Here is a 24,470-nt window from a genome sequence, read left to right on the forward strand (position 1 = left end):
GCCATGCGGTTGAGGAATGTCGAGGTCATCGCGCCGAACTTCAAGCGGCGCCTTTCCGGCGTGACCTCGACTGTCGTTCAGCTTCTGCCCCTTCAGGCAAGGGCCCTTGGCATCGCCGCTCTCGGGCCCGGCCTTCCCAGTGACCTCCCTCATATCGCCTGGTGGCAGGTGCCGGGACTTTGGCGGAGGCCGGAGCGCCGGCCGTTCCGCATCTGGCATGCCCGGCGCAATGTCGAGATGCTGGCCGGGATCGTGCTGCGCGACATTCTGCGCATGCCGCTGAAGCTGCTCTTCACCTCGGCCGCCCAGCGCAACCACACCGCCTGGACCCGCTTTCTGATCGACCGCATGGACGCGGTCATCGCGACCAGCGCCAGGAGTGCCGCGTTTCTGAAGGTCCCGGCAACCGTAAATATGCACGGCATCGACCTCTCGCGCTTCACTCCCGACGGCCCATTGCCCGCTGAAGCAAAGCGGTTCGAAGGACGGCTCGTCGTCGGTTGCTCGGGGCGCGTGCGCCACCAGAAGGGCACGGACGTCTTCGTCGACGCGATGATCGCCCTTCTGCCGCGCCATCCCGAATGGACCGCCGTCATCACCGGCCGCACGACGCCCGAGCACGCCGCCTTTCAGCGCGATCTCGCAGAGCGGATCGAGCGGGCGGCCCTTGCCGATCGCATCGTGTTTCTGGGCGAGGTGGACGACATCACGCCGTGGTTCCGCCGTTTCGACCTCTATGTCGCGCCACCGCGCAACGAGGGATTCGGCCTGACACCGCTGGAGGCGATGGCCTGCGGCACGCCTGTGGTCGCTTCCACCGCCGGCGCATTCCAAGAGCTGGTGGTCGAGGGAGTTACGGGACGCATTGTCCCGGCGGGAGACGCCGCGGCGCTGGCGGATGCGGCCGAGGTCTACATGGCCGACGCGGCGCTGCGCCATGCCGCCGGCCAGGCGGCCCTGACTCACGTGCGCGAGCATTTCCCCCTGGAGCGCGAGGCCGCCGGCATCGCCGCCGTCTACGAGCGCTTGTGGGACACGTCGCCCTCTTCGCCGGCGAAATCGGCCTCGATGATATCCACCAGCCTGTAGCGCACACCGAAAAGACGGCTCAGATGGTCGCCCGCCAGCTTCACCTGCGTCAGCAGGCGGCGACCGAGAAAAGGCAGGTTGGTCAGAGAGATCGGCAAGGAGGCGCGCGGCGCCTGGATGGACGTGCCCACCGGGATTGGCGTCGGCAGCCCACGCCGCGCCAGAATATGCACCTGCATGGCCAGAGCCGGCTCTACCTGGAAAGACACCAGTCCTGGCAACGTGTGGAGGAAGGCGTCCACAGGCGCGGCGCGATGCTCGGCCGCGGCAAGGAGCTTCCTCGCGCCCGCTGGCCACAGGATGTAGGCGGCCGAGCCTGACTTGTCACGATAGAGCCGCAGAATCGAAAGGCCTCCGCCGATCGTCCGCTCGTTGCGGCTGACGAAACGGCGCCGGTCGAAGTTCTCGAGGTTGAGGAAATCGATGCTGAGCAGGTTTCGCGCCGTCGCGAGGAGCGCGGGGACACGAGGTGAGAGAACGACGTCGTCCTCGAGAATCAGCATCGGTTCGCTGCCCCCGGCCACCCGCCGCCACAGTGCGCGATGCGAAAGAAAGCAGCCGAGTTCGGCCGGACTCAGCGGCCTCTCCCAGCTCCGTCCGAGCCCTGCCGTCGTCGCCGCGTCGATTGTGGATGCCTCGACCGCCGGGAGGCGCTCGAGCGCCATTCCATAGCGCTCGCCCTGTGCCTCCATGAAGGCACGGCGCTCGGTGGCGCGATCGAGATTGATGTAGACGAGGTCCATGCCCGCCCCTCAGTCCGCCCAAACCGACGGAAACAGCAGCACCAGCACCGTGACTAGCTCCAGGCGCCCGAGCAACATGATCGTCGACAGAATCCACAGCGCCGGATCGGAGAGCGAGGAGAAGTTGCCCGCCGGCCCGATGATCTGGCCGAAGCCGGGACCGACGTTGGACAGCGCTGTCAGCGAGCCGGAAAAGGCCGTGATGATGTCGATCCCGAGAATCATCAGGAGGACGGTTCCGACGAGAAGAGCGCCGAAGAACAGGAAGACGAAGATCGTTACCGTCTGGATGACCTCAACCGAGACTTCCTCGTTTCCGTATTTGATGCGCTGGACCGCGTGGGGTCGGATCAGGCTGCGGAAATTCGCCCGAACCAGCAGGAAGAGGATGACGAGGCGGTTCGCCTTGATGCCGCCGGCGGTCGAGCCGGCGCAGCCCCCGAGAAACATCGCCAGAAAGAAGATGCCGATCGCCGCGTTCGACCACAGCGTATAGTCCTCGGCGGCATAGCCCGTGGTGGTGATGACCGAGACGAGATGGAAGGACGAGGAGATGAGCGCCTCGCCGAAGGGCGTGTCATTGATCACCCGCCGCGTCACGGCGATGGCGAAGGACATGGCGACGCAGGTGAGAAGAAACACCACGACCTGAGGGTCGCTCCACAGCTGGAAGCGGCGCGGCAGGAAGGCGCGGATATAGACGACGAAGGGCAAGGCCGCGAGCGCCATGAAGATGGTCGAGGCGACGAGAATTCCACGATTGTCGAAATAGCCCATGGAGGCGTCGTGGGTCGAATAGCCGCCGGTCGCCAGCGTCGTCATGGCGTGATTGGCGGCGTCGAAGACGCCCATGCCGAGCGCGAAATAGCTCAACGCACAAAGAAACGTTAGCGTGAGATAGGCGGTGATCAGGCCGGCGGCGAGCTGGTTGACGCGAGGCAAAACCTTGTCCGAGCGATCGGAGCTTTCCATGTGAAAAAGCGACAACCCGCCCGCCGACAGCGAAGGCAGGATCAGGATCACCATGACGATGATGCCGATGCCGCCCATCCACTGGAGCAGCGAGCGCCACAGGAGAAGGCCGCGCGGCAGCGCGTCGAGCCCGGAGATCACGGTCGATCCCGTGGTCGTCAGGCCCGACATCGCCTCGAAGAACGCGCCGGCATAGGTGATGTTGATCGAGGAGAAATAGAGTGGCAGCGCGCCGATGGCCGAGGTGAAGATCCAGACGGTCGTGACCAGCAGGAAGCCGAGCTTCTGACTGAAGACCTCGGGGCGCCCGCCCCGGGTCGCCACCGCTACCAGCGAACACGCCGCCGCGATCAGGGACCCGGTTCCGACGAAGATCTGCCAGTCCTTGCTCCCGTCGGCGAAGTCGATGAGGGCAGGCACGAGCATCGCGCCCGAAACCGTTATGCCGAAGATCGAACAGACGTGAAAGACGGTCTTGAGAATGGCCCGCGCCCCTGTTTGCCCCGGCGGCATCCTCTTCCGGCGCCGACGATGGCGGGTTCTACCGTTTCGTTCGTCGTCGGGCAAATCCGGCCGATGACGGGCATCCCCTTCCCGTTCACACATTTTGAGGAAGAGCGATGTTGAAAACCGCGACACCTCGCCCCGGCGGCGCCCGCGCGCGGTCGCCGGACGGTCGCGGCTCTGCTATTGAATGAGCTTTCAGAGACTGCCATCTGCCTGACAGACGCAAAGCAGGACAAGGCCATGACGGATCGCCACGCACACGTTTTGATTCTCGGTTCCGGCCCTGCCGGCTACACGGCCGCGATCTACACCGCTCGGGCGATGATGAAGCCGCTGCTGGTGGCCGGGCTTCAGGAGGGCGGCCAGCTCACCATAACCACCGATGTCGAGAACTATCCCGGCTTCGCCGATCCGATCCAGGGGCCGTGGCTGATGGAGCAGATGAAGGCGCAGGCGCTGCATGTGGGCGCCGAGATGGCGAGCGACCTCATTGTCGAGGCCGACCTTTCGTCCCGCCCCTTCCGTCTCAAGGGCGATTCCGGCGATACCTATACCTGCGACGCGCTGATCATCGCCACAGGCGCCCAGGCCAAATGGCTCGGCATCGCCAGCGAGACGACGTTCCAAGGGTTCGGCGTCTCGGCCTGTGCCACGTGCGACGGCTTCTTCTATCGCGGCAAGGACGTGGTGGTCGTGGGCGGCGGCAACTCGGCGGTAGAGGAAGCGCTCTATCTGTCCAATATCGCGCGCTCCGTCACCCTGGTTCACCGGCGCGACACCCTGCGCGCGGAGCGCATCATGCAGGAGCGCCTCTTCGCCCAGAAGAACGTCGAGATGCTCTGGAACACGGAGATCGACGAGATTCTCGGTGTCGAAAAGCCGATGCGCTCGGTGACGGGCGTTCGCCTGCGCAATCTGGCCAACGGCACTCTCAACGAGGTCAAGACGGACGGCGTCTTCATCGCCATCGGTCACGCCCCGGCTGTCGAACTCTTCGTCGGGCAGTTGAAGCAGAAGCCCTCCGGCTATCTCTGGGTCGAGCCGGGGACCACCAGAACGTCGATTCCGGGGGTCTTCGCCGCCGGCGATGTCACCGACGACACCTATCGTCAGGCCGTCACCGCCGCCGGATTGGGCTGCATGGCGGCGCTCGAAGCGGAAAAATGGCTTGCGGCGTCCTCTCGTTAGGACATCATCAAGAATTGTGTGAGGATTGTTGTCTGGCCGCCGCGGCTCTCAGCCATAGATTGCCTCACAAAGATCTGGCAGCGAAATCGAGACCAAGCGCAAATCGGCCTCAAGTTCGGTGCTTGCAAAGCAGGCGACGGCATCGAATCGGTTAGAAAAGCTCGAACGGTGCCGTGAACTGGTTGATGTCGAGGTTTGACAGCGGCCGGCAACGAAACAAGACGATAACATACGGCACTGCCATGGCGGTGCCGGGAGGGGAAGAAGGAACATGGCGCTCGACTGGGATAAGCTGCGGATCTTTCACGCGGCTGCCGAGGCCGGCTCCTTCACGCACGCCGCCGACCAGCTCAATCTCAGCCAGTCCGCGATCAGCCGGCAGGTGGCCGCGCTGGAGCAGGAGATCGGAGCTCCCCTCTTCCATCGTCACGCGCGCGGTCTCGTCCTGTCCGAACAGGGCGAGCTGCTCTTCCAGACCACCAACGACGTCATCAAGCGTCTGGAATCGGTCCAGATGCAGCTCTCCGAGACCCAGGAGAAGCCGACAGGCAAGCTGCGCGTCACCACGACGGTCGGCCTGGGGTCCGGCTGGCTGACGGAGCGCGCGAAGGAGTTTCTGGAACTCTATCCGGAAGTCGAGTTGCAACTGGTCTTCGACAACGAGGAAATCGACCTGACGATGCGCAAGGCAGACGCGGCGATCCGTTTGCGCGCGCCCCAGCAGCCCGACCTGATTCAGCGACGGCTGTTCACCGTCCACCTCCACGTCTATGCCTCGCCCGCCTATCTGTCGCGCTTCGGGCGGCCTCGCTCCATCGAGGAACTCGACAAGCATCGCATCGTCACCTTCGGCGAACCGACGCCCAGCTATCTGCGCAACTTGAATGCCCTGGAAACCGTCGGACTTCCCGACAACCAGGTCCGCAGCCCTATCCTCCAGATCAACAATCTCATGTCCATCAAGCTGGTCATCGAGAGCGGGATCGGGCTGGCGCTGCTGCCGGATTACATGATCGACAAGCAGTCGAAGCTGGTGCAGGTGCTGCCCGACGTCGATCTACCGACGTTCGACACCTACTTCTGCTATCCCGAACAGCTGCGGAACGCCGCGAAGCTGAAGGTCTTTCGCGATTTCCTGATCTCGAAGGCGCGAACTTGGTCCTATTGAGCAGCCAAGTCGCGTGCGACGCGGCCGAACGGGCGGGTATCAGGACGTCGTCGACCGCCCACCAATGAGTTATGAACAGGCGCATGCGCAAAATGCATGCCAGCCATGCGCTGGCCCCACTGGTGAGCCGCAAGATCAGGCATATCTTGATCCTCAGTTGGCTTGAGCGATTCCTCCTCCCATTGCTCGGCCAGCTATTCCTCCCAAGGGTTTGCTTTCTTGGAAAGTTCCCTTATTGGCCAGGTTCGTTGAACCTGGCTTTTTTTTGTCCGAAATAGAGATCTTCTGCTCCCTTTGCTTAGAAGACATGGGGCGCAAGGGATTGGGTGTGCAAGAGACTGCCGGCCGTCGGGTGAATCCGATTCTGTGGTCGTCGCCAGGGCATTCGGACTTTCATCCGGCGCGTGTCGCATCCTTCCGAATCATGGTCGTGCGGATCATGGCTTAGTTTCGGCGGTTCGCTGCATGGCAGTGCCGTCCCGTGTCCCGCCCGACCCCATGCCTATTCCGCAAATGCCCGGTCATGGTCCCAAGGGCTGGGCGCCCTTCCAAGACGGTTTGCGATTGCAAGGGAGAGGGCGACCGGCTCGGGCAAGCCGATCGCCCTCTTGTGATTAACGGGTGAGTGCGGCGCAGAAGCGCTGGATTCGCTCGCAGGCCTGCTCCAGCAGCTCGTCAGACGTCGCATAGGAAATGCGGAAGTTGGGCCCGAGACCAAAGGCCGAACCATGGACCACCGCGACGGCCTCCGTCTCGAGAAGCTCGGTGACGAAATCCTCGTCGTTCTGGATGATCTTGCCCGAAGGCGCTTTCGTTCCAATCAGCTCCGCGCAGGAAGGATAGACGTAGAACGCACCCTCCGGCGAAGGGCAGCGAAGACCAGGCGCCTGGTTGAGCATGGAAACGACGAGGTCGCGCCGCTTCTCGAAGCGTTTGCGCCGCTCCTCGATGAAGTCCTGCGGGCCCGTCAAAGCCTCCACGGATGCCCACTGGGCGATGGTGCATGCGCCCGAGGTCTGCTGACCCTGGATCACGTCCATGGCCTTGATCAACTCGACCGGTCCGGCGGCGTAGCCGATGCGCCAGCCAGTCATGGCATAGGCCTTGGACACGCCATTGATGGTGAGGGTGCGGTCAAAGAGGCCCGGCTCGACCTGGGCAGGCGTCGTGAACACGAAGTCGCCGTAGACGAGATGCTCGTAGATGTCGTCCACCATCACCCAGACATGGGGGTGACGCATCAGCACGTCGGTCAAACCCTTGATTTCGTCGCGCGTGTAGGCGGCGCCCGAGGGATTGGACGGCGAGTTGAAGAGGAACCACTTGGTCCTCGGCGTGATGGCCTTTTCGAGAGCTTCCGGCGTCAGCTTGAACTTCGTCTCGATTCCAGCCTCCACGATCACCGGCGTACCGCCGCAGATCGCCACCATTTCCGGATAGCTTACCCAATAGGGCGCCGGAATGATGACCTCGTCGCCGGGATTGACCGTGGCCATGAAGGCGTTGAACAGCACCTGCTTGCCGCCCGTTCCGACAATGGTCTGTTCCGGCTTGTAGTCGAGGCCGTTCTCGCGCTTGAACTTCAGCGCGATTGCCTGGCGAAGCTGCGGAATACCCAAAACAGGGGGATATTTAGTTTCGCCACGAGAAATCGCGTCGATCGCCGCCTGCTTGATATTGTCGGGCGTATCGAAATCCGGTTCTCCCGCGCCGAGGCCGATGACATCACGGCCTTTCGCCTTGAGTTCGCGCGTTTTCTGAGCGACCGCCATGGTCGCAGAGGGCTTTACGCGATCGAAGACATCGGCAAGGAACGCCATGGGAAGAAACCCCGAAGAAGAGAGATGAAGACAAGCCCGGCGGCCGTGCCGCGAAGGCGGAGCGACACTAATGCGCCCCGCGCTTGCGCGCAACCGCGTAAGGGCTGCTCCATTGCCCAGCATTTGTGCAATTGCCTGGCCCCGGGGCCAGGCAATCCGATCCGTCGACAGATTCTTCGGAGAGGACGGCGTCCGGCTTACGGTGCCGCGTAGACCACGCCGCACGCCAGCCGCGATCCGGCATCGCCAGAGGGCTGCGACTGGTAATCGTCGGTTCCTGCGTGGATGATGATGGCGGTGCCGTCGGCGTCGTTGAGGGGTGCCTCGCCGCCCGCAAGCGAAACGTGCTCGTTGAAGTGATCGAACTTGGCGGCACCATTCACAGCGCTGAAGTTCGGCATATCGCCGGCGTGTGACCCGCCTTCGACCTTAAAGCCATGTTTCGCATCGGTCGGATTGTAATGGCCCCCAGCCGACGAGAAATCGCCGTCGCAGGCGCCCGTCTGATGGAAGTGAATGGCGTGCTCGCCATCGGGCAAGCCCGAGAGGTCCGCCTTGAGCAGGACGCCGCTTGGTGTCTGCGACAGCACAATGGTTCCGAGGGATTTTCCGTCCTGCGTCTTCATATCGACGTTGACGTCTTGCGCCGTCTCCGAGACCTGGGCGAACGCGGATGAGGCGAGGCAGGCCGCGAAAGCGGTCATAACGATCATCTTCATGAGGTCGTCCTTCCTTGGGGTTGGCGGTTGGCGTGTTCAGACCGTCGGGCTGAAGCCACCGAACTCCGGGAGAAAGGCGCGCCGCGCGCTGCCGTTCCATTTCGGCAGTTCAAACGCCCGAGAAGGGCGCGCCTACCGCCGCATGCTGCCATTGTTCGTCGTCGCCAGGGGCAAGCGGACACCCGACGTCTTGCACGCGCCGCCAAGCCCGACTAGCCAGGAGCCGCTTTCTGGAGAAATTCCTTGAGTCGAATCGTTGCCAACTCGCTGCTGCTTCTCGCCGGCGCCATATGGGGCATGGGTTTCATCGCCCAATCCTCGGCGATGGATGCCGTCGGCCCGTGGACCTATACGGCCGTCCGCTTCGCTCTCGCGAGCCTGTCTGTGCTGCCCTTCGCCGTCAGGGAGGCGCGCCGCGCCCCGCAGCCGCTGTCCCGCCGCGACTGGCATGGCTTCCTCGTGGTTGGCGCCATGATGTTTCTGGGCTCCATTATCCAGCAGGTCGGTATCGCTTTCACAAGCGTCACCAACGCCGGGTTCCTCACCGGCCTTTACGTCGTCATCACGCCACTGCTCGCCATGGTGCTTCTGCGCCACCGCGCTCATTGGGTGGTGTGGCCATCGGCGGCAGCGGCCTTCGTCGGCATCGTCTTGATTGGCGGCGGCAAGCTCGCGGCGCTCGGCCGAGGCGACGCATTGATGGTGCTGTGCGCTGTCTTCTGGGCACTTCAGATTCTGTCCGTCGGCTTTTTTGCCGGCCGCGGCAGCCGACCTCTGGCGCTCTCCTGCGCGCAATTCGCCATCACCAGCGTCTTGAGCTTCGTCGGAATGGCCGTTCTTGAGCCTTTTTCGCTCAACGCGATCCTCTCCGCATGGCCTGAGATCGTCTATGGCGGCGTCTTTTCCTGCGGCTTCGCCTTCACGCTTCAGATCATTGGTCAACGATATACGACCGCGCCCCAGGCGGCCATCTTCCTCTCCTCCGAGTCGCTTTTCGCGGCGCTGTTCGGGGCCATCGTCCTTGGAGAGCGTATCGCCGCGATCGGGCTTTTTGGCTGCGCGCTTATCTTCGCCGCCATGCTTGCCGTGGAATTGGTGCCTCTGTTGGCGGGTGGGCGCCGGGCACAAGCCAGCGCGAACTGAGGCCCACGCGCCTCAATGCGCCCCGTGCTTGCGCTGCGCCTCGATCCAATCGCCGGCGCCTTCCAGATCATCGAAGATGCGGCCGGTACGCCCGCTGAGTTCGCCGAATCCAGCCTCGAGGAACCATTTGCCCCGGCTGGACTGATGAAAGTCGCTGTCCAACCTCACGAGAACGGCGATCAACGCGTCCTCGTCCATCACCAGCATGCCGTCCTGGTCCGGGCTGCTCGTCGCAACCTTGATGGGGTGCAGAGATAGGCTCCGAGCTCGATGCATTGCGCCAGAATGCGCCGATCGGCCTCCCGGTTGCCGCTCAAAGGCGTGGATTTGTTCGGTTTTTCTTTAGACGTCTTTTCATTTGAGGTGCCAAAAGATGGACCTTCCATTACTGTCGCCGATCGATACCGACTAGCCTGAAAGAGCGGCCCTCATGGCTCCCGCGCCCGCCCCGACCCACCCCTTGGTGCGCCACCTTCGAAGCACCACCGACATCACGAGCGACGACCTTGACGCCCTCTTGTCGCTGATGCGCGACCAGCAGGATGTGGACAAGGGTTACGAGGTCGTGCGCGAGGGGGACCACCCGACCCGGTGCTGTCTGCTGCTGACCGGTTTCGCCTGCCGCTACAAGCTCATGAGCGACGGCAGCCGGCAGATCGTGGCCTTTAACGTGCCCGGCGATCTTCCGGATCTCCTGAGCCTGCATCTAGGCGTCATGGATCACAGCCTCGCCACCCTGGCGCCCTCGCGGCTCGCCTATGTGCCGCACGACGCGCTGCGCCAGCTCACCGCCGAACGGCCGAAGCTGACGGCGTGCCTATGGCGCCAGACCATCATCGACAGCTCGATGTTTCTGGAATGGATGACCGGTCTCGGCCGCCGCGCGGCGCCGTCGCGCCTCGCTCATCTGATTTGCGAGGTCATGGCGCGCCTGGCGATCGTCGGGCTGGTGGACGAGGGGCAGACCATCCTTCCGGTGACGCAGGCCGACCTCGCCGACGCTCTCGGCCTCAGCTACGTTCACGTCAACCGCATTCTTCAGGAGTTCAGCCGCGAGGGATTGCTGGACTTCCGCAGGCGCCTTCTCACCGTCCACGACTGGCCCCGGCTGAAGGAGATCGCCGAGTTCGACCCCACCTACCTTCACCTGATGCAGCCGGCCACCATCGATTGACCGCGACGTCCGTTGCGGGAATATCTATTTGCAGACGCCCCGGCGGCGCTGCTTGGCGTCGATGTGGAGATGATCCGCGTGGTCCTCGTTGTAGCCGGGGCCGAGCACCGTGCCGAAGTAGCGACAGGCGCCCTGGCGCACGGCCTTCTGGAACGGCCGCTCGCGGAAGTCGAAGAAGCCCTTCTTCTCCACCTCGATCTTTTCACCGCTGGCGAACAGGAAGCCGCCCACATCGAGGGCGTTGCCGCTGGCGTGCTCGCTGATGGTGCGCGAGCCGGCGATGCGCGTGCAGCGGTAGGAGGACATGTTGATCACGGCGGTTGGGGTCTTCCATAGCGTCGAGCGCGCCGCCGGAACCACCTCGTTCTTCATCCACTGGGCGGCCTTCAGCGCCGCTTGGCAGTTGAGCGTTGCCGCCGGCTTCATCGCGATCCCCGGCAGGATTTCTGCCACCTTGACCGGGTAGTCGATGCCGCAGCTCCGGCTGGCGGAGATGCTCGTCGCGTCGACGAAGCGCACGCCCATCTGTGTCAGCGCTTGGCGGCAAGCCATTTCCGAGGACGGCATCGACGAATAGCCGCTGGGGCTCTCCGATTCCAGCGCGCCATGCGGGATCAGGCGATCGAGCAGCGAGCGGCCCGCCGGCTTGGCCGGCCGATAGGTCACATAGGTCGGAAGCGACGATTTCGGCTTCTGGCGCAGCGCCGGTGCCGCCGGCCGCGCGCCGGGCGTCACGGCCTGGAGCCCGTTCCACGGATCGGGCGCGGCATCGTTCAACTCGTTGTCGATGACGCCCATGTCCTCCAGCGGCGGCAGGGATGCTTCCTGCCGCGCCGGCTGCGGCGCGGCGGAGACCGGCGCGCGCGGCACCGCCATCTGCCTTGGCCTGCCGGGGTCGGATGGCACCGGAATGCTGGCCATCGGGGCGGGATGGACCGGCACCGCCGCCAACGGCTGCGGCCGCGAAGGCGCCGGCGCATAGGCGCTTTCGGCCGGAGCGACGTAAACCGGAACGGCAACGGGAACCGCCTGCTGCGGAATGTTGGCCAACGGCATGGGGGCAGCGGGAATGGAGCCGACGCTCTGTGGCACAGTGACCGAAGGGGCGCGCGTCCTCTGCTGCTGGACTGGCTGCGCGGCCGGAGCCACCAGCCGCTCCTGGCGCGTGGGCGCGGAAGGCTGATAGGCGTCGCCGATGGGGCCGCCCCATACCAACTGATCGGCGCGCGGCGCGCGCAGCGATCCGTCAAAGAGGGCGCTCGCCGCCGAAGCACCCATGGCGGCGAGCGCGATGATCGACCATCCAATTTTACGCGAATACATTCAGGGACGGCCTCTTGCTTTCCGCTGAACTCAAGCGGATGAGCCAAGGCTAGCCGGGTTTGGTAAGCGAACGGTAAATCCGCCGGTGGCAGACACCGGCGCGCGGCGCGTCCCGGCCGTCCAGATTCGGAAATTATCTATTCAGAACAATACCATGGCAAAATCGGCGGTGGATCGTTCAACCGCGCCGCGCCACGTGCCGCCTGGGCCGCAGCGGATCGGGGCCATAGCGGTTCGGCCCTGGCGTTCCCGCCAGAAAGCCATTCTCGACGATCACCCAGATGGCCCCGACCACGGGTACGAAGCCGATCGTCGCCCACCAGCCCGACTTGCCGCGGTCGTGAAAGCGCTTGGCCGAGATCGCGGCAAGCGGATAAAGCGCGCCGAGAGCCGCGACGAGCGCGACGACCTGACCAACACGCTTGGGCATCGGCGCAACGGCGACCGCCACGACAAACGCGGCGATAAGGACGCTGATGGCGGCGAGCCAGAAGCGCCGTCGATTGATCCGTCCCTCGAACGACAGCAGCAACTCCCGCGCGGTCACGCTCGCTCCTCTTCACAGTCTTGCGCCGACCCCTTCCAGAATCCGCTTTTGTTCTCCATATTCGCGCCATGGCTTCCAGAAAAGACCCCTCTCGCCCATCAGGCCGCCGTGGGCCCCTCACCGCGTTCAACGACGCCGCCGAATCGCGGGGCGGATTCGGCGAAGCGCCCCAGGCCGATTTGTCCGGCGATCCGGTCGATCTGTCCGGGCCGATTTCCGGCTGGGCCGACGCCATCGCCGAGGTGGCGGAAGAGCAGGCGGAGAAGAAGGCCGACACCGGAGGCAAGCCGAAGCGTTCTCACCCGAAAGATGAGAAGTCCGCCAAGGCCGGCAAAACCTCGCGCGGCACCTCCATCGGCGCCGCGACGGGACCGAAGGAGCGCGCCCGCGCCGGGCTCAACCCCGTCTCCGGGTTGAACATCGGACTCGAAGAGGCGGAGAAGATGCCGGACAGCGGCGTCACGGCGACGGTGGAGGCGCTGTCCAAGCTCATCGAATCCGGCAATCCGCTGCACAAGAACGGCGAGATCTGGGTGCCCCATCGCCCGGCCCGCCCGGAAAAGAGCGAAGGCGGCATTTCGCTGCGCATCAAGTCGGAGTTCGAGCCGCGCGGCGACCAGCCTACCGCGATTCGCGACCTCGTCTCCGGTCTCGCCGAGCATGATCAGACCCAGGTGCTGCTCGGCGTCACCGGCTCGGGCAAGACCTTCACCATGGCCAAGGTCATCGAGGAGACGCAGCGCCCGGCCCTGATCCTGGCGCCCAATAAGACTCTCGCCGCCCAGCTCTATTCGGAGTTCAAGAACTTCTTCCCCGACAACGCGGTGGAGTATTTCGTCTCCTACTACGACTACTATCAGCCGGAGGCCTACGTCCCGCGCTCGGACACCTATATTGAGAAGGAATCCTCGATCAACGAGCAGATCGACCGGATGCGCCACGCGGCCACCCGCGCCATCCTGGAGCGCGACGACTGCATCATCGTCGCCTCGGTGTCGTGCATCTACGGTATCGGCTCGGTCGAAACCTACACGGCCATGACCTTCCAGATGAGCGTCGGCGACCGGCTGGACCAGCGCCAGCTTCTGGCCGACCTCGTTGCCCAGCAATACAAGCGCCGCGACATGGATTTCTCGCGCGGCAGCTTCCGGGTTCGCGGCGATACGATCGAAATCTTTCCTGCCCACCTGGAGGACCGCGCCTGGCGCATCTCGCTCTTCGGCGACGAGATCGAGGAGATCACCGAGTTCGACCCGCTCACCGGGCAGAAGACCGACGCGCTGAAGTCGGTCAAGATCTACGCCAACTCGCACTATGTGACGCCGCGCCCGACGCTGCAGCAGGCGGTGAAATCCATCAAGGAGGAGCTGAAGCACCGCCTCGTCGAACTGGAGAAGGCGGGGCGCCTGCTCGAGGCGCAGCGGCTGGAGCAGCGCACGCGCTTCGACATCGAGATGATCGAGGCCACGGGATCCTGCGCCGGCATCGAGAACTATTCGCGCTATCTCACCGGCCGCAAGCCGGGCGAGCCGCCGCCGACGCTGTTCGAATACCTGCCCGACAACGCCCTCGTCTTCATCGACGAGAGCCACGTGACCATTCCCCAGATCGGCGCCATGTATCGCGGCGACTTTCGGCGCAAGGCGACGCTGGCCGAATACGGCTTCCGCCTGCCCTCCTGCATGGACAACCGGCCGCTGCGCTTCGAGGAGTGGAACGCCATGCGCCCGCCCACCGTGGCGGTCTCTGCGACGCCGGGCAAGTGGGAGCTGGAGGAGGCCGGCGGCGTCTTCGCCGAGCAGGTCATCCGCCCCACCGGCCTCACCGATCCGCATGTGGAGATCCGCCCGGCCAAGACCCAGGTGGACGATCTTCTCGGCGAGATCCGCGACACGGTTTCGGCCGGCTACCGCGTGCTGGCGACGGTCTTGACCAAGCGCATGGCCGAGGACCTCACCGAATATCTGCACGAGCAGGGCATCCGGGTGCGCTACATGCACTCCGACATCGACACGCTGGAGCGCATCGAGATCATGCGCGACCTGCGTCTCGGCGCCTTCGACGTGCTGGTGGGCATCAACCTTCTGCGCGAGGGCCTCGACATTCCCGAGTGCGGGCTGGTCGCCATTCTCGACGCTGACAAGGAAGGCTTCCTGCGCTCCGAGACCTCGCTCATCCAGACCATCGGCCGCGCCGCGCGCAATGTCGACGGCCGGGTGATCCTCTATGCCGACAACATGACCGGCTCGATGGAGCGGGCCATCGCCGAGACCGACCGGCGCCGCGAGAAGCAGGAGGCGTATAACGCCGAGCACGGCATCACGCCGGAGAGCGTCAAGGCCAAGATTTCCGACATTCTCGACAGCTATTACGAGAAGGATCACGTCCAGGTCGACGTGAAGAACCTGAAGTCGGAAGGCGCGCTGGTCGGCAGCAATCTGAAGGCCCATCTCGAGCATCTCGAAAAGGAGATGCGCAACGCCGCCGCCGATCTCGACTTCGAGCTGGCCGCGCGGCTGCGCGACGAGATCCGCCGGCTGGAGGCGAAGGAGCTGGAATACGGCCCGGACGTTCTCGCCCAGGAGGCCGACGCCGAGGGCCCCGCCACCGGCCGCTCCTCGCGCGGCGGCTCGAACCAGGGCCGCGCCGGCCGGCGCGGCAAGGCCGGCAAGGGCGCGGCGGAGGGCGGCAACGCCCGCTTCTCGGCCCTCGGCGAGCCGCTCAAGCCGCGCGGCAAGGGCGGCCCCCGGCCAGGGCAGAGCGAAGCCCCCTCGTCATCCCCCGCCGAAGGCGCGGCGCCGCCCGCCTCGGACAGCGCCGACGCCGCCGGCCGCTCCTATTTCCAGAAGCCGTCGCTCGACGACATGGGACCGGGCACCGACCTGCCGAAGCCCGACCGGCCGTCGCTCTTCCGCAAGAACACGCTGGACGAGATGACCGTGCGCCGCACCGAAACGCCATCCGGCGCCGACGACGCCCGCCCCGTCCGCCGCGAAAAGATCGGCCTCGGCTCCTACGAGGACAAGACGGACGAAAAACGCAGCCGCCGGCCGAAGAAGACGGGACGACCGGGAAGGTAGAGGCGAGACAGCCGCCGCCGGCGAAGGTGCCCCTTCGTCATCCTCGCCCCTTCTTCGTCATCCTCGGCCCCAGGCCGAGGATCCACCCCAAGCCGCGTCAACCGCCAATCCACCGAACGAACTGCCGTTCCCCGTCGCGGCATGGATCCCCGCGCTCCGCGCGAGGATGACGCAGCGGAGGCGAAAAGCGCGGCCGCCGGCCGAAGAAGACGGGACGACCGGGAAGGTAGAGGCGAGACAGCCGCCGCCGGCGAAGGTGCCCCTTCGTCATCCTCGCCCCTTCTTCGTCATCCTCGGCCCCAGGCCGAGGATCCATCCCAAGCCGCGTCAACCGCCAATCCACCGAACGAACTGCCGCTCCCCCGTCGCGGCATGGATCCCCGCGCTCCGCGCGAGGATGACGCAGTGGAGGCGCTTGACTCCAGAACGGCCGCCGCCTCAGCTTTGAGACATGGGCGGACACGTCTACATCATGGCCAGCCAGAAGAACGGTACACTCTACATCGGCGTGACGTCGGACCTCTCCCGGCGCGTCCACGAGCACAAGACCGAAGCGCTCAACGGATTTTCCAGTCGCTACGGCTGCAAGCGCCTCGTCTGGTACGAGGAGCACGCCGACATCCGGGACGCCATCGCTCGCGAGAAGGCCTTGAAGAAGTGGACGCGAGCCAGGAAGATCGCCCTCATCGAGGCGCTCAATCCCGACTGGCAGGAGCTCTATCGCGGAATGGGATGGTAGTCGCGCCTACGCCACTTCGACTCCGTCCCCCTGGCTTCTCCTATCCGTCACCTTCGGCCGTTCCGTCACCTTCGGCCGTGACCTTCGCATGATCCCACCCCTCCTCCGTCATCCTCGGCCGCAGGCCGGGGATCCATGCCAAGTCACGTCAACCGCCAATCCGTGACCGGACTGCCATTCCCCCCGTCGCGGCATGGATCCCCGCGCTCCGCGCGAGGATGACGCAGCGGAGGCGAAAAGCGCGGCCGCCGGCCGAAGAGCGCGGCACGGCCGGGGCGGTTTCAGCGATAGCGGGATATATCGATGATCCTGGCGCTTCTGCCATTGGCGCGCCATGGCAGAAGCCTGTTGCATCGGCGTTCAGCCGCAGTCGCCCGATCAAGCGGCCATCTCGGTTTGGCCGGCGCTGAGTTTTTCCCACAGCGCGCCGATCGTCGCGCGGTCGTAGTTGAGGCCGAAATCCTCGACGATGAGCCGCTCCAGGGCGCCGGGCGAGGTGATCGTCCAGCTTCTTGCGCCGGTTCGCGTCACTTCCCTGGCCTCGCGGTTCATGAGGGTGAGCTGGGCCTCCGGCCCCGCGCGGCTGATCATGAGGTTCCTGGAGAACGGCGCCCCGGCCGACCACCGCGTGCAGAGATAGTTGGCGCTGTCGATGTCGACGGCGGTGAAAGGGCTCTCGTCGAAGCTGTAGAGCGACAGCCAGCTTTCCCCGTCGCGCCGTTCCAGCACCGTTTCGCCGTTCTGGCCGTCCCGGCCGAACCGGAAGGTCGTGCCCGCCACGCTCTGGTGCGGCCCGACGACGAGTTCGAGCGGGCCGAACGCGCCAGGGCCGCCGAAGCCGACATCGGCCAGCCACTCACGGCCGTTCACGGTGACGATCCAGGCGAGATGAGCGCGGATGCCGCCGACCGGAGCACCCATGCGCACCCGAGCAAGAATCGGCCGCGCCGCGAATCCCACGGCGCCAAGAGCGCGGCCAAACAAGCCGTTTAGCTCGAAGCAATAGCCGCCGCACCGCTGCGCGACGAGCTTCGACCAGACGGCGTCGGGCGCAAGGTCCGGCACGCCGCCGAGAAAGGGCTCGACGTCCTCGAAGGGAATCGCGGCCATCTGCGCCCGCTGGAGCGTTTCCAGCCCGTCGAAGGTCGGAAGGCACATCGTGAGGCCGATCCGGGCAAAATAGGTCTGCAGGTCGAAAGTCATGATTGTCGTTCCGTTGGAAGAGGTGAAAGGCTGGCTTTCGGCGCGGCGGCCGGCTCAGGACTTCGGCGGCATGAACTCTGTCTCGATGACGAGCTCCACCTCGTCGCTCAGCGCCGGCGCCGCGAAGGTCAGGCCCCAGTCGGAGCGCTTCACGACACCTGTGGCGGAGAAGCCGAGCTTGGCCACCTTCTCCATCGGGTGCTCGGCCATCGAGCCGTTGTAGCGGACGTGAGGGTCATCGGGTGGGTCTCGCCGCGAAAGGTCAGATCGCCCTTGACGAGCCCGACGTCGTTGCCGGTCTGCTCGATCGACCGCGAGACGAAGGTGATCGGCTTGCCGGCCAGAAAGTCTGCCTCCGTCCCGATCTTCTTGTCGAAATCCTCGACGTCAGGGAACGGGAACTCTTTCTTCACGGAAGCCGGGTCGATCGCGACTGTCAGCTTCGACTGTGTCGGCTGCTGCTGGTTCCAGTCGAGTTCGGCCGAGATGCCGGTCAGCCGCGCGGTGTAGTGCGAGAGGCCGAAATGGCTGATCCGCCAGATGAGGCTGGTGTGCGCCGGGTCGGCGACATAATGCCCCGAGGGCGCGGGCTTGGACTCGGCTTCGGCCTGAGGCGTTCCCGGAATGATGACAAGTGCGGTGGCAAGAAGGAGGGCCAGGGGCCCGATGCTTGCCGAAGGATGGAATTTCATCGTCGCAACTCCCAGTCTGCGGGTGCGCCACCGCACGCTTTCGGTGGCATCGCGGAAGTTCCTACAAAGGAAGAGGACGTTGCGCTTCCTAATTGCCTCCTAAAAGGGCGAGACGCCTTCTTAAAATTCGCCTAAGCTTGGTTTCTTCTGCTCCCGACGAGCGTTCTTCTTGGATGGGAAAGTGGTGTTCATCCATCCCGATCTTGCCGAGTTCATCGCCAGTCCCGTGATGATCGTGATCGGGACGCGCGACCGGGCGAACCGGCCAGATATCGGCCGGGGCATCGGCGCATGGACGACGGCCGATGCCACGGGCCTGCAAATCATCGTCTCGGCCTGGCAATATGGCGGCACCATCGACAATCTGCGGAGCAATGGAGCCGCCGCCCTCACATTCGTCCGACCGTCCGACTACGTCTGTTACCAGATCAAGGGCAGAGCGAGCATCGGCGAGATCGGGCCGGCGGGGCTCGCCCTTTCCGCGCGCTACATTGCCGCCATGAGCGAGGCCCTGGCCCGGCTCGGGGTCGCGCCCGAAATGTCTGGCGTTTGGCTGGCGAGCCGCGAGCCGACCCTGTTTCAGGTGACGCCCGAGGCGGTTTTTCTGCAGACGCCGGGCCCCGGCGCCGGCACCGCGCTGGCAGGCTCGCCATGACTCCCAATCTCGCCGATCTCGCCGGCTGTTTCGAGGGCGTCATTCCGTCCATCGTGGCGACCGTTTCTGCGGACGGCACGCCCAACATCTCCTACCTTTCCCACGTGGTGATGGTGGACGAGGAGCACATCGCGCTTTCGAACCAGTTCTTCACGAAGACGGCGTCGAACCTGCGCGCCAATCCCCTGGCCACGCTCCTTCTGGTCGATGGACGCGATGGCGCGCAGTTCCGCGTCGGGGTCCGCTTCGTCGGCGCGTCCGAGGATGGGCCGCTGTTCGAGCGCGTGGCGGCACAACTGGCCGCGAGCAGCGCGCAAGTCGGGATGGCCGGCGTGATGCGGCTACGCAGCGTCGACCTGTTTCGTGTCGAGGATATCGTCGCCTATCCGTCGCCATCGCGCAGTGCTTCGAGTTCGAGCGCCTATGAGCCGGACCTTGAGAGGGTTGCGGCGGTGGTCGACGCAATTTCCGGGCAGAGCGAGCTGACGGCGGTGGTCGATGCCACGCTCACCGCTATCGAGACCCACTTCCGCATCCACAGCGCCATGATTCTGCTCGGCCCGATCGGCGGCGTTCTCACCACTGTCGGCAGCCTCGGCTACGAGCGTTCAGGGATCGGCTCCGAGGTGACCCTCGGCGACGGCGTCATCGGCATGGCCGCCGCTCGATGCCAGACGGTCAAGGTCAGCGACATGAGTCGCGTCCGCCGCTACGGCGCCGCCGTGCGTGCCTTGAGCACGGATGAGGACCGTTCGCGAAGCATCGCCGTGCCGAGCCTGCCCGATGCGATGAGCCAGATCGCGGTTCCGATGCTGGTCCAGGGCGGAGTCCAAGGCGTGCTCTTCGCCGAAAGCCGCGAGCGAATGGCCTTCGGAGCCAGGGCCGAAACCGGCCTTTCGATCGTCGCACGGCAGGCGGCGCTTGCGGTGACGCTCGCCGAAGCGCTGTCGCGCGAGGCTGCTCCGGCGGGGCAAGCCACAGTCGTCGCGGCGCCGGCCGCCACCGCTTTTCGCGTGGACCATCATGCCTTCGACGACAGCGTCTTCATCGACGGCAGCTATGTCATCAAGGGCGTCGCTGGACGGCTGCTCGTCCACATGCTCGACGCCTATGTGAGCGACGGGCGGACGGACTTCACCAACCGTGAGATCCGCCTGTCGAGAGACCTGAAGCTGCCGGAGTTCAAGGACAATCTGGAAACGCGCCTGCTGCTGCTGCAGCGCCGGCTCGATGAACGCTCGCTGCCGGTCCGTCTGCTGCGCCAGGGCCGAGGCCAGATCAGGCTCGTGCTCGATGGGGCGCCCGTTCTGAGAAAACTGACATAACCCTCCTTTCTCGAGGACTGCTACGGAGCTGCCGCGTCCTATATCGCCGGCGTTCCGTCCTCCCGTCCGACGGCACCATAATGAGCCCGTCCCGTCCGATTTTCGGCGGGCGCGTGGACGTGCGCCGTCATCGTCCCACTTGAGGACCGGCAAGCAACGCGAAAGGCCCTGCCATATGTCATATGCCCGCGCTCTCGTCCTCGCCGCAACCTTTCTCACGGCGCCGGCTGTCGCCGAGGAGGCTGCCGATACCGACCCCGCCTGCGAACAGGCGACGACGCAAGGGATCGTCGAGTGCCTGAGCGACCAGGCCGAACGGTGGGATACGAGGCTGAACGCCGCCTACAAGACAGCGATGGATGGAATGAGCGAGGAGCGCCGGAAGGGCCTGCGCGACGTTCAGCGCCAGTGGATCGCCTGGCGCGACGCCAATTGTGGCTGGTACGCCGAGGGCGAAGGCACGATCAGCCGAATCGAGGCCGCCGAGTGCGACCGCTCGCTCACGAGGGCGCGCGCGCTGGAACTGGAAGAGCTCGGGTCGAAATAGCCGGCGCTCGGCGGCGGCGGTTTTTGCCCCGCCCCTTAAGCTTCGCGCTTACGCGCTCGCTGGCAGGGGCGAGTTTTCTTCCCCGCCTCTTAAGCTTCGCGCTTACGCGCTCGCTGGCGGGGGCCCTAGCGCATCGGCCGGCCGTCGCGGCGGAAGTCGTAGCCGGGGGCGAAGCCGCCGGGCGGTTCGATCGGTTGCGCGCCCCAGGGGCCATAGACGTACGGCCCATAGTGGCGGCGGTCTTCGCGCCAGTCGCCAGTAAGGTCCGACGGGCGGGGCAGCTGGCGCATCCGCCGCTGCCACTCCTCCCGGTCATGGTCGTGTCTGCGATCCCAGCGATCTCTGTGGTCGCCCCACCGGTCATGACGATCGCCGCGCCGGTCATGGCGATCGTCGCGCCAGTCCGGCCGGTCATCGTCCCACGGCCCCCGCCCGTCCCAGTCAGAGCCACGATCGCGTTCGTCGCCGCGCCAGCTCCAGTCATCGCTACGGCGATCGCGACGGTCGCGCGGGCGTTCATGGTCGCTGGTCGCTGCGGGCGCACGGCGCGGCAGGATCTCTTCGGCGGGGCGATCAGGCACGTCGAGGGGACCGCGCGCATCCCTCGCCCATGCCGGAGCCGCCAACAGAACGAGCGCCAGGGCGGCCGCCATCCTTTTCATCGTCATTGCTCCCTCGTTCGCGCTTTTCCGCCAAGTGTCTGCGCAACACCCTGACGTTGTAGGGCCGCCGGCGCCAACCAGCCAATGGATTTCCGATTCATCGTTAGCGTAGAGGACATTGCTCCAGCCTTGCACCGCGCCGAGTCCTTGATCCTCGGTGTCCAGGCCCGTGTGCCCCGTCGTCCGGCTTGCCATGGGCGGCGGCTTGCCGCATTCGCGCGGGCATCGCTTGCGCCGCGATAAACGCCTGCCTAAACATCCCTTCCGGGTGGGGGGCCAGACACTCGAACGCATAGGCAGGGCAAGACCATGATATCAAAGACGGCAGGGGGTGCCGAGCGAGCGTCCCCGATGGAATGGATGTGCGGAAAAGCGAGCCGCGCCGCCGGGCTCCTTTCCCTGGCCTTGTCGCTTATCCTCGTCTTCGCCGCGCCGTCCCTCGCCCAGGAGGTTCAGGAAGCAGCTCATGAGGCAGCAGGGCTGAACGGCGCCGAGCTCGGCGTCGTGTGGGCTATCCCCTTCGTTGGCATCCTTCTGTCGATCGCGCTGTTTCCGCTGCTGGCGCCGCATTTCTGGCACCACCATTTCGGCAAGGTGGCGCTGTTCTGGGCGCTCGCCTTCATCATTCCCTTCGCCATGGGCCATGACGGGACCCTGGTGGTGCACGAGCTCGCCCATATGGGCCTGCTCGACTACGTGCCCTTCCTGATCCTGCTCGGCGCGCTGTTCACCATCGCTGGCGGCATCTTCATCACCGGCAACCTGCATGGCCGGCCGCGCTTCAACGTGAGCTTCCTGGCCGTTGGCGCCGCGCTCGCCTCAATCGTCGGCACCACGGGCGCCTCGATGGTGCTGATCCGGCCGGTGCTGCGCGCCAATGACGGGCGCCGGCACAACGTGCACGTCGTCGTCTTTTTCATCTTCCTTGTGTCGAACATCGGCGGTTCGCTGACGCCGCTTGGCGATCCGCCGCTCTTCCTCGGCTATCTGCGCGGTGTCGACTTCTTCTGGACGACGGCCCACATGTTCGCCGAGACGGCGCTGTGCGTCTTCCTGCTGCTCGGCCTCTTCTGGCTGATCGACCGGCGCCTCTACAATCACGACGAGGACTTCCGCAATACGTTCGATCCGACGCCCGACACCGGCAAGATCGGCATCCGCGGCAAGGTCAACATCCTTCTGCTGCTGGTCGTCGTCGGCGGCGTCCTTCTCTCCGGCTCCTGGCGCCCCGGTATCAGCTATGACGTGCTCGGCATCGAGCTTGGGCTTCAGGACATCGCACGCGACGTGATCCTGGTGCTGGCGGCGCTGACCTCGCTGGCGGTGACGCCGAAGGGGGTGCGCGAGAGCAACGGCTTCAACTGGGAGCCGATCCTCGAGGTCGCCAAGCTCTTCGCCGCCATCTTCGTCACCATCATTCCGGTGATCGCCATGCTGCGGGCAGCGCACGAAGGCGCCTTCGCGCCGCTGGTCGAGATGGTGAGCCGACCGGACGGCAGCCCGATCAACGCCATGTACTTCTGGATGACGGGTCTGCTGTCCTCGTTCCTCGACAACGCGCCGACCTATCTCGTCTTCTTCAACCTCGCCGGCGGCGACGCCCAGCACCTGATGGGGCCGCTCGCGCGGACGCTGGCCGCGATCTCCTGCGGCGCGGTGTTCATGGGTGCGAACTCCTATATCGGCAACGCCCCGAACTTCATGGTGAAGTCCATCGCCGAGAGCTCCGGCATCAAGATGCCGAGTTTCTTCGGCTACATGATGTGGTCGATGGGCATCCTCGTGCCGCTCTTCGCCATCGTCACCGTGGTGTTCTTCCTCTTCTGACGCGCTTGCCGCGCAATGCAAAAAAAGGGGTGCGGTCCTGCCGGTCCGCACCCCTTCCTTTTTGCGTCCGTCGGATGGGTCGCCTCAGTCCCTCGGCACTGCCTGATCCAGGGTCTCGGCCTTGGCGCCCCAGCGATCCCCGGGGCGAATCGGCTTGTTGATCTGAGAGAGGCAGCCGGATAGCGCCAAAGACAAGGCGAGCACGGCAAGAACGGCAGAGGAACGCGACATGGAGTTTCCTTTCGATCGGATCCCTCTTCCTGGGACCGAGAGCAGGCGGTTACAAGAGGCGGCTTGATGCTCGCTCAGCTGGATTTGCGTGCGATCACCAGATGACCGGGCACCGGCTCGCCCTGCTCGAGCCGCACCGTGATCGGCTCCAGGGAAAGAATCTCGAACCCGTGAGCGCCGAGACGGTCGCGCACATAGCCCTCGCCATGGGCAAAGCGCTGATGGGCACCCACCTTGAAGCCCTGCGGCGGCAGCATCGCATCCGGCAGCGTCTCGGATGAAAAGCCGAAGACACCGCGCCCGGTCAGCCGCCGCGCCGCGCCGGCAAACAAGCCATCGAGCCCGCCGAGATAGGGCAGAACATCGGTGGCGACGATGAGATCCCAGGGCGCTTCCTCGTCGCACTCTTCCAGAAAGCCGACAGCATCGCCAATGAACAGTTCGTCGTAGACGTCCTTCTCGTGCGCCGCCTCGACCATCTTCTCGGAAAGATCGACGCCGGCGATCTCTGCGCAACGATCGCGCAGGATCTCGCCCGCGAGCCCCGTGCCACATCCGAGGTCGAGCGCGCGCAAGAAGAGCCCCGGAACGAGCTCGCCGAGCCGGACGCCAAGCAATCCCGGCACGCCGTAACCCAGCTGCCGCACGAGAATGTCCTCGAAATCTTCGGCATGCTGATCGAAGAGTGTGGCGACGTAAGCTTCCGGCGCACGCTCGGGGGTCTCGCCGATCCCCATCGAGGCCAGTCGCACGGCCGCACCGCCATGATCGTCCGGATCGAGAGCGAGGCAGCGACGATATCCCGCCTCAGCGTCTTGAAGCCGCCCCGCCTTTTCGGCGGCAAGAGCATCGTTATAGGCGGCGGCGAGCGCTTCCTCATCGATTTGCGGCATCTTCTTGTCTCCGAGCACCTCTGGCCAGCTTTGCGTCAAGCCAATGAACCAGCTCGACCACTCCTGTCAAACGCCTGAAAAACAAGCCGTTGTTGCTGTCCCTGAACTGCCTGTGCCCGGGGCCATCAAAGGAATGTTCACATATGTGAAAACTTTCACTTGCAAATCGAAAGCAGAAATAGCAATCATTTGAGTGTTCGGGCAATTTCGCGAACGCGGTGAG

24 protein-coding genes are annotated in these 24,470 nt (G+C 65.0%); 11 read left to right on the forward strand and 13 right to left on the reverse strand.

What is annotated here, in order from left to right:
- Positions 1 to 3 precede the first annotated feature (3 nt).
- Entirely contained in the window at positions 4 to 1,089 is a 1,086-nt protein-coding gene (locus B5D38_RS06905) for a glycosyltransferase family 4 protein (protein WP_078707672.1), read from the forward strand.
- Here the strand turns inward: B5D38_RS06905 and B5D38_RS06910 are convergent.
- Positions 1,017 to 1,832, reverse strand: coding sequence for a glycosyltransferase family 25 protein (locus B5D38_RS06910; protein ID WP_078707673.1), 816 nt, complete (start codon positions 1,830 to 1,832; stop codon positions 1,017 to 1,019). The two genes, B5D38_RS06905 and B5D38_RS06910, sit on opposite strands and share 73 nt — an antisense overlap.
- 9 nt (positions 1,833 to 1,841) lie before the next feature.
- Positions 1,842 to 3,230, reverse strand: a complete 1,389-nt coding sequence (locus B5D38_RS06915; protein WP_078707901.1) for a TrkH family potassium uptake protein — start codon at positions 3,228 to 3,230, stop codon at positions 1,842 to 1,844.
- 321 nt (positions 3,231 to 3,551) lie between these two features.
- Here B5D38_RS06915 and trxB point away from each other — a divergent pair, with 321 nt between their 5' ends.
- Both trxB and B5D38_RS06925 read left to right on the forward strand, forming a co-directional pair.
- Complete coding sequence (gene trxB / locus B5D38_RS06920; protein ID WP_078707902.1) at positions 3,552 to 4,499, forward strand: thioredoxin-disulfide reductase; 948 nt, start codon at positions 3,552 to 3,554, stop codon at positions 4,497 to 4,499.
- 271 nt (positions 4,500 to 4,770) lie between these two features.
- Complete coding sequence (locus B5D38_RS06925) at positions 4,771 to 5,667, forward strand: LysR family transcriptional regulator (protein WP_078707674.1); 897 nt, start codon at positions 4,771 to 4,773, stop codon at positions 5,665 to 5,667.
- 614 nt (positions 5,668 to 6,281) lie between these two features.
- Here the strand turns inward: B5D38_RS06925 and B5D38_RS06930 are convergent.
- Together B5D38_RS06930 and B5D38_RS06935 are read right to left on the reverse strand one after the other, a co-directional pair.
- Positions 6,282 to 7,487 (reverse strand): pyridoxal phosphate-dependent aminotransferase, encoded by a 1,206-nt coding sequence (locus B5D38_RS06930; RefSeq protein ID WP_078707675.1) that lies wholly within the window; start codon positions 7,485 to 7,487, stop codon positions 6,282 to 6,284.
- A 197-nt stretch (positions 7,488 to 7,684) separates the two neighbouring features.
- Entirely contained in the window at positions 7,685 to 8,206 is a 522-nt protein-coding gene (locus B5D38_RS06935) for a superoxide dismutase family protein (RefSeq protein WP_078707676.1), read from the reverse strand.
- Positions 8,207 to 8,449: 243 nt separating this feature from the next.
- On the opposite strand from B5D38_RS06935, the gene B5D38_RS06940 reads away from it, so the two are divergent.
- Positions 8,450 to 9,349, forward strand: a complete 900-nt coding sequence (locus tag B5D38_RS06940; RefSeq protein WP_078707677.1) for a DMT family transporter — start codon at positions 8,450 to 8,452, stop codon at positions 9,347 to 9,349.
- Between the two features lie 12 nt (positions 9,350 to 9,361).
- Here B5D38_RS06940 and B5D38_RS06945 read toward each other — a convergent pair whose 3' ends face one another.
- The gene (locus tag B5D38_RS06945; RefSeq protein WP_245318874.1) at positions 9,362 to 9,556 is read right to left on the reverse strand and encodes a hypothetical protein; all 195 of its coding nucleotides are present in this window, start codon (positions 9,554 to 9,556) and stop codon (positions 9,362 to 9,364) included.
- Positions 9,557 to 9,779: 223 nt separating this feature from the next.
- Here B5D38_RS06945 and B5D38_RS06950 point away from each other — a divergent pair, with 223 nt between their 5' ends.
- Positions 9,780 to 10,523: a Crp/Fnr family transcriptional regulator gene (locus B5D38_RS06950; protein WP_078707679.1), complete on the forward strand. Its 744-nt coding sequence runs from the start codon at positions 9,780 to 9,782 to the stop codon at positions 10,521 to 10,523.
- Positions 10,524 to 10,547: 24 nt separating this feature from the next.
- Here the strand turns inward: B5D38_RS06950 and B5D38_RS06955 are convergent, their stop codons facing one another.
- Positions 10,548 to 11,846, reverse strand: coding sequence for an extensin family protein (locus B5D38_RS06955; protein WP_245318876.1), 1,299 nt, complete (start codon positions 11,844 to 11,846; stop codon positions 10,548 to 10,550).
- 178 nt (positions 11,847 to 12,024) lie between these two features.
- Entirely contained in the window at positions 12,025 to 12,393 is a 369-nt protein-coding gene (locus B5D38_RS06960) for a DUF805 domain-containing protein (RefSeq protein ID WP_078707680.1), read from the reverse strand.
- A gap of 68 nt (positions 12,394 to 12,461) precedes the next feature.
- On the opposite strand from B5D38_RS06960, the gene uvrB reads away from it, so the two are divergent.
- Positions 12,462 to 15,473: an excinuclease ABC subunit UvrB gene (uvrB, locus tag B5D38_RS06965; RefSeq protein ID WP_078707681.1), complete on the forward strand. Its 3,012-nt coding sequence runs from the start codon at positions 12,462 to 12,464 to the stop codon at positions 15,471 to 15,473.
- A 451-nt stretch (positions 15,474 to 15,924) separates the two neighbouring features.
- Positions 15,925 to 16,212, forward strand: coding sequence for a GIY-YIG nuclease family protein (locus tag B5D38_RS06970; protein ID WP_078707682.1), 288 nt, complete (start codon positions 15,925 to 15,927; stop codon positions 16,210 to 16,212).
- A 378-nt stretch (positions 16,213 to 16,590) separates the two neighbouring features.
- Here B5D38_RS06970 and B5D38_RS06975 read toward each other — a convergent pair whose 3' ends face one another.
- From B5D38_RS06975 to B5D38_RS06980, 3 genes are read right to left on the reverse strand one after another with little or no spacing between them, the layout of a single operon-like run.
- A complete protein-coding gene (locus B5D38_RS06975) occupies positions 16,591 to 17,415 on the reverse strand; it encodes an arylamine N-acetyltransferase family protein (RefSeq protein ID WP_078707683.1) in 825 nt (274 codons plus the stop codon).
- A 54-nt stretch (positions 17,416 to 17,469) separates the two neighbouring features.
- Entirely contained in the window at positions 17,470 to 17,601 is a 132-nt protein-coding gene (locus B5D38_RS22505; protein ID WP_245318878.1) for a YceI family protein, read from the reverse strand.
- Positions 17,565 to 18,107: a YceI family protein gene (locus B5D38_RS06980; RefSeq protein WP_245318880.1), complete on the reverse strand. Its 543-nt coding sequence runs from the start codon at positions 18,105 to 18,107 to the stop codon at positions 17,565 to 17,567. Before B5D38_RS06980 ends, B5D38_RS22505 begins: the two co-directional genes overlap by 37 nt.
- A gap of 169 nt (positions 18,108 to 18,276) precedes the next feature.
- On the opposite strand from B5D38_RS06980, the gene B5D38_RS06985 reads away from it, so the two are divergent.
- From B5D38_RS06985 to B5D38_RS06995, 3 genes are all read left to right on the forward strand, one after another.
- Positions 18,277 to 18,762: a pyridoxamine 5'-phosphate oxidase family protein gene (locus B5D38_RS06985; protein ID WP_131829874.1), complete on the forward strand. Its 486-nt coding sequence runs from the start codon at positions 18,277 to 18,279 to the stop codon at positions 18,760 to 18,762.
- Positions 18,759 to 20,087, forward strand: coding sequence for a pyridoxamine 5'-phosphate oxidase family protein (locus tag B5D38_RS06990; RefSeq protein ID WP_078707685.1), 1,329 nt, complete (start codon positions 18,759 to 18,761; stop codon positions 20,085 to 20,087). Before B5D38_RS06985 ends, B5D38_RS06990 begins: the two co-directional genes overlap by 4 nt.
- Positions 20,088 to 20,262: 175 nt before the next feature.
- Positions 20,263 to 20,634, forward strand: coding sequence for a lysozyme inhibitor LprI family protein (locus tag B5D38_RS06995; RefSeq protein WP_078707686.1), 372 nt, complete (start codon positions 20,263 to 20,265; stop codon positions 20,632 to 20,634).
- Between the two features lie 125 nt (positions 20,635 to 20,759).
- Here B5D38_RS06995 and B5D38_RS07000 read toward each other — a convergent pair whose 3' ends face one another.
- Entirely contained in the window at positions 20,760 to 21,296 is a 537-nt protein-coding gene (locus B5D38_RS07000; protein ID WP_131829875.1) for a hypothetical protein, read from the reverse strand.
- Between the two features lie 360 nt (positions 21,297 to 21,656).
- On the opposite strand from B5D38_RS07000, the gene B5D38_RS07005 reads away from it, so the two are divergent.
- Entirely contained in the window at positions 21,657 to 23,123 is a 1,467-nt protein-coding gene (locus tag B5D38_RS07005) for a sodium:proton antiporter (protein WP_207552907.1), read from the forward strand.
- An 84-nt stretch (positions 23,124 to 23,207) separates the two neighbouring features.
- On the opposite strand, the gene B5D38_RS22180 is transcribed toward B5D38_RS07005, so the two are convergent.
- The gene (locus B5D38_RS22180) at positions 23,208 to 23,354 is read right to left on the reverse strand and encodes a hypothetical protein (protein ID WP_165690806.1); all 147 of its coding nucleotides are present in this window, start codon (positions 23,352 to 23,354) and stop codon (positions 23,208 to 23,210) included.
- Between the two features lie 74 nt (positions 23,355 to 23,428).
- The gene (locus tag B5D38_RS07010; protein ID WP_078707689.1) at positions 23,429 to 24,247 is read right to left on the reverse strand and encodes a class I SAM-dependent DNA methyltransferase; all 819 of its coding nucleotides are present in this window, start codon (positions 24,245 to 24,247) and stop codon (positions 23,429 to 23,431) included.
- Between the last annotated feature and the right edge of the window lie 223 nt (positions 24,248 to 24,470).

The sequence above is a fragment of the Consotaella salsifontis genome (assembly GCF_900167365.1).
GTDB lineage: Bacteria > Pseudomonadota > Alphaproteobacteria > Rhizobiales > Rhizobiaceae > Consotaella > Consotaella salsifontis.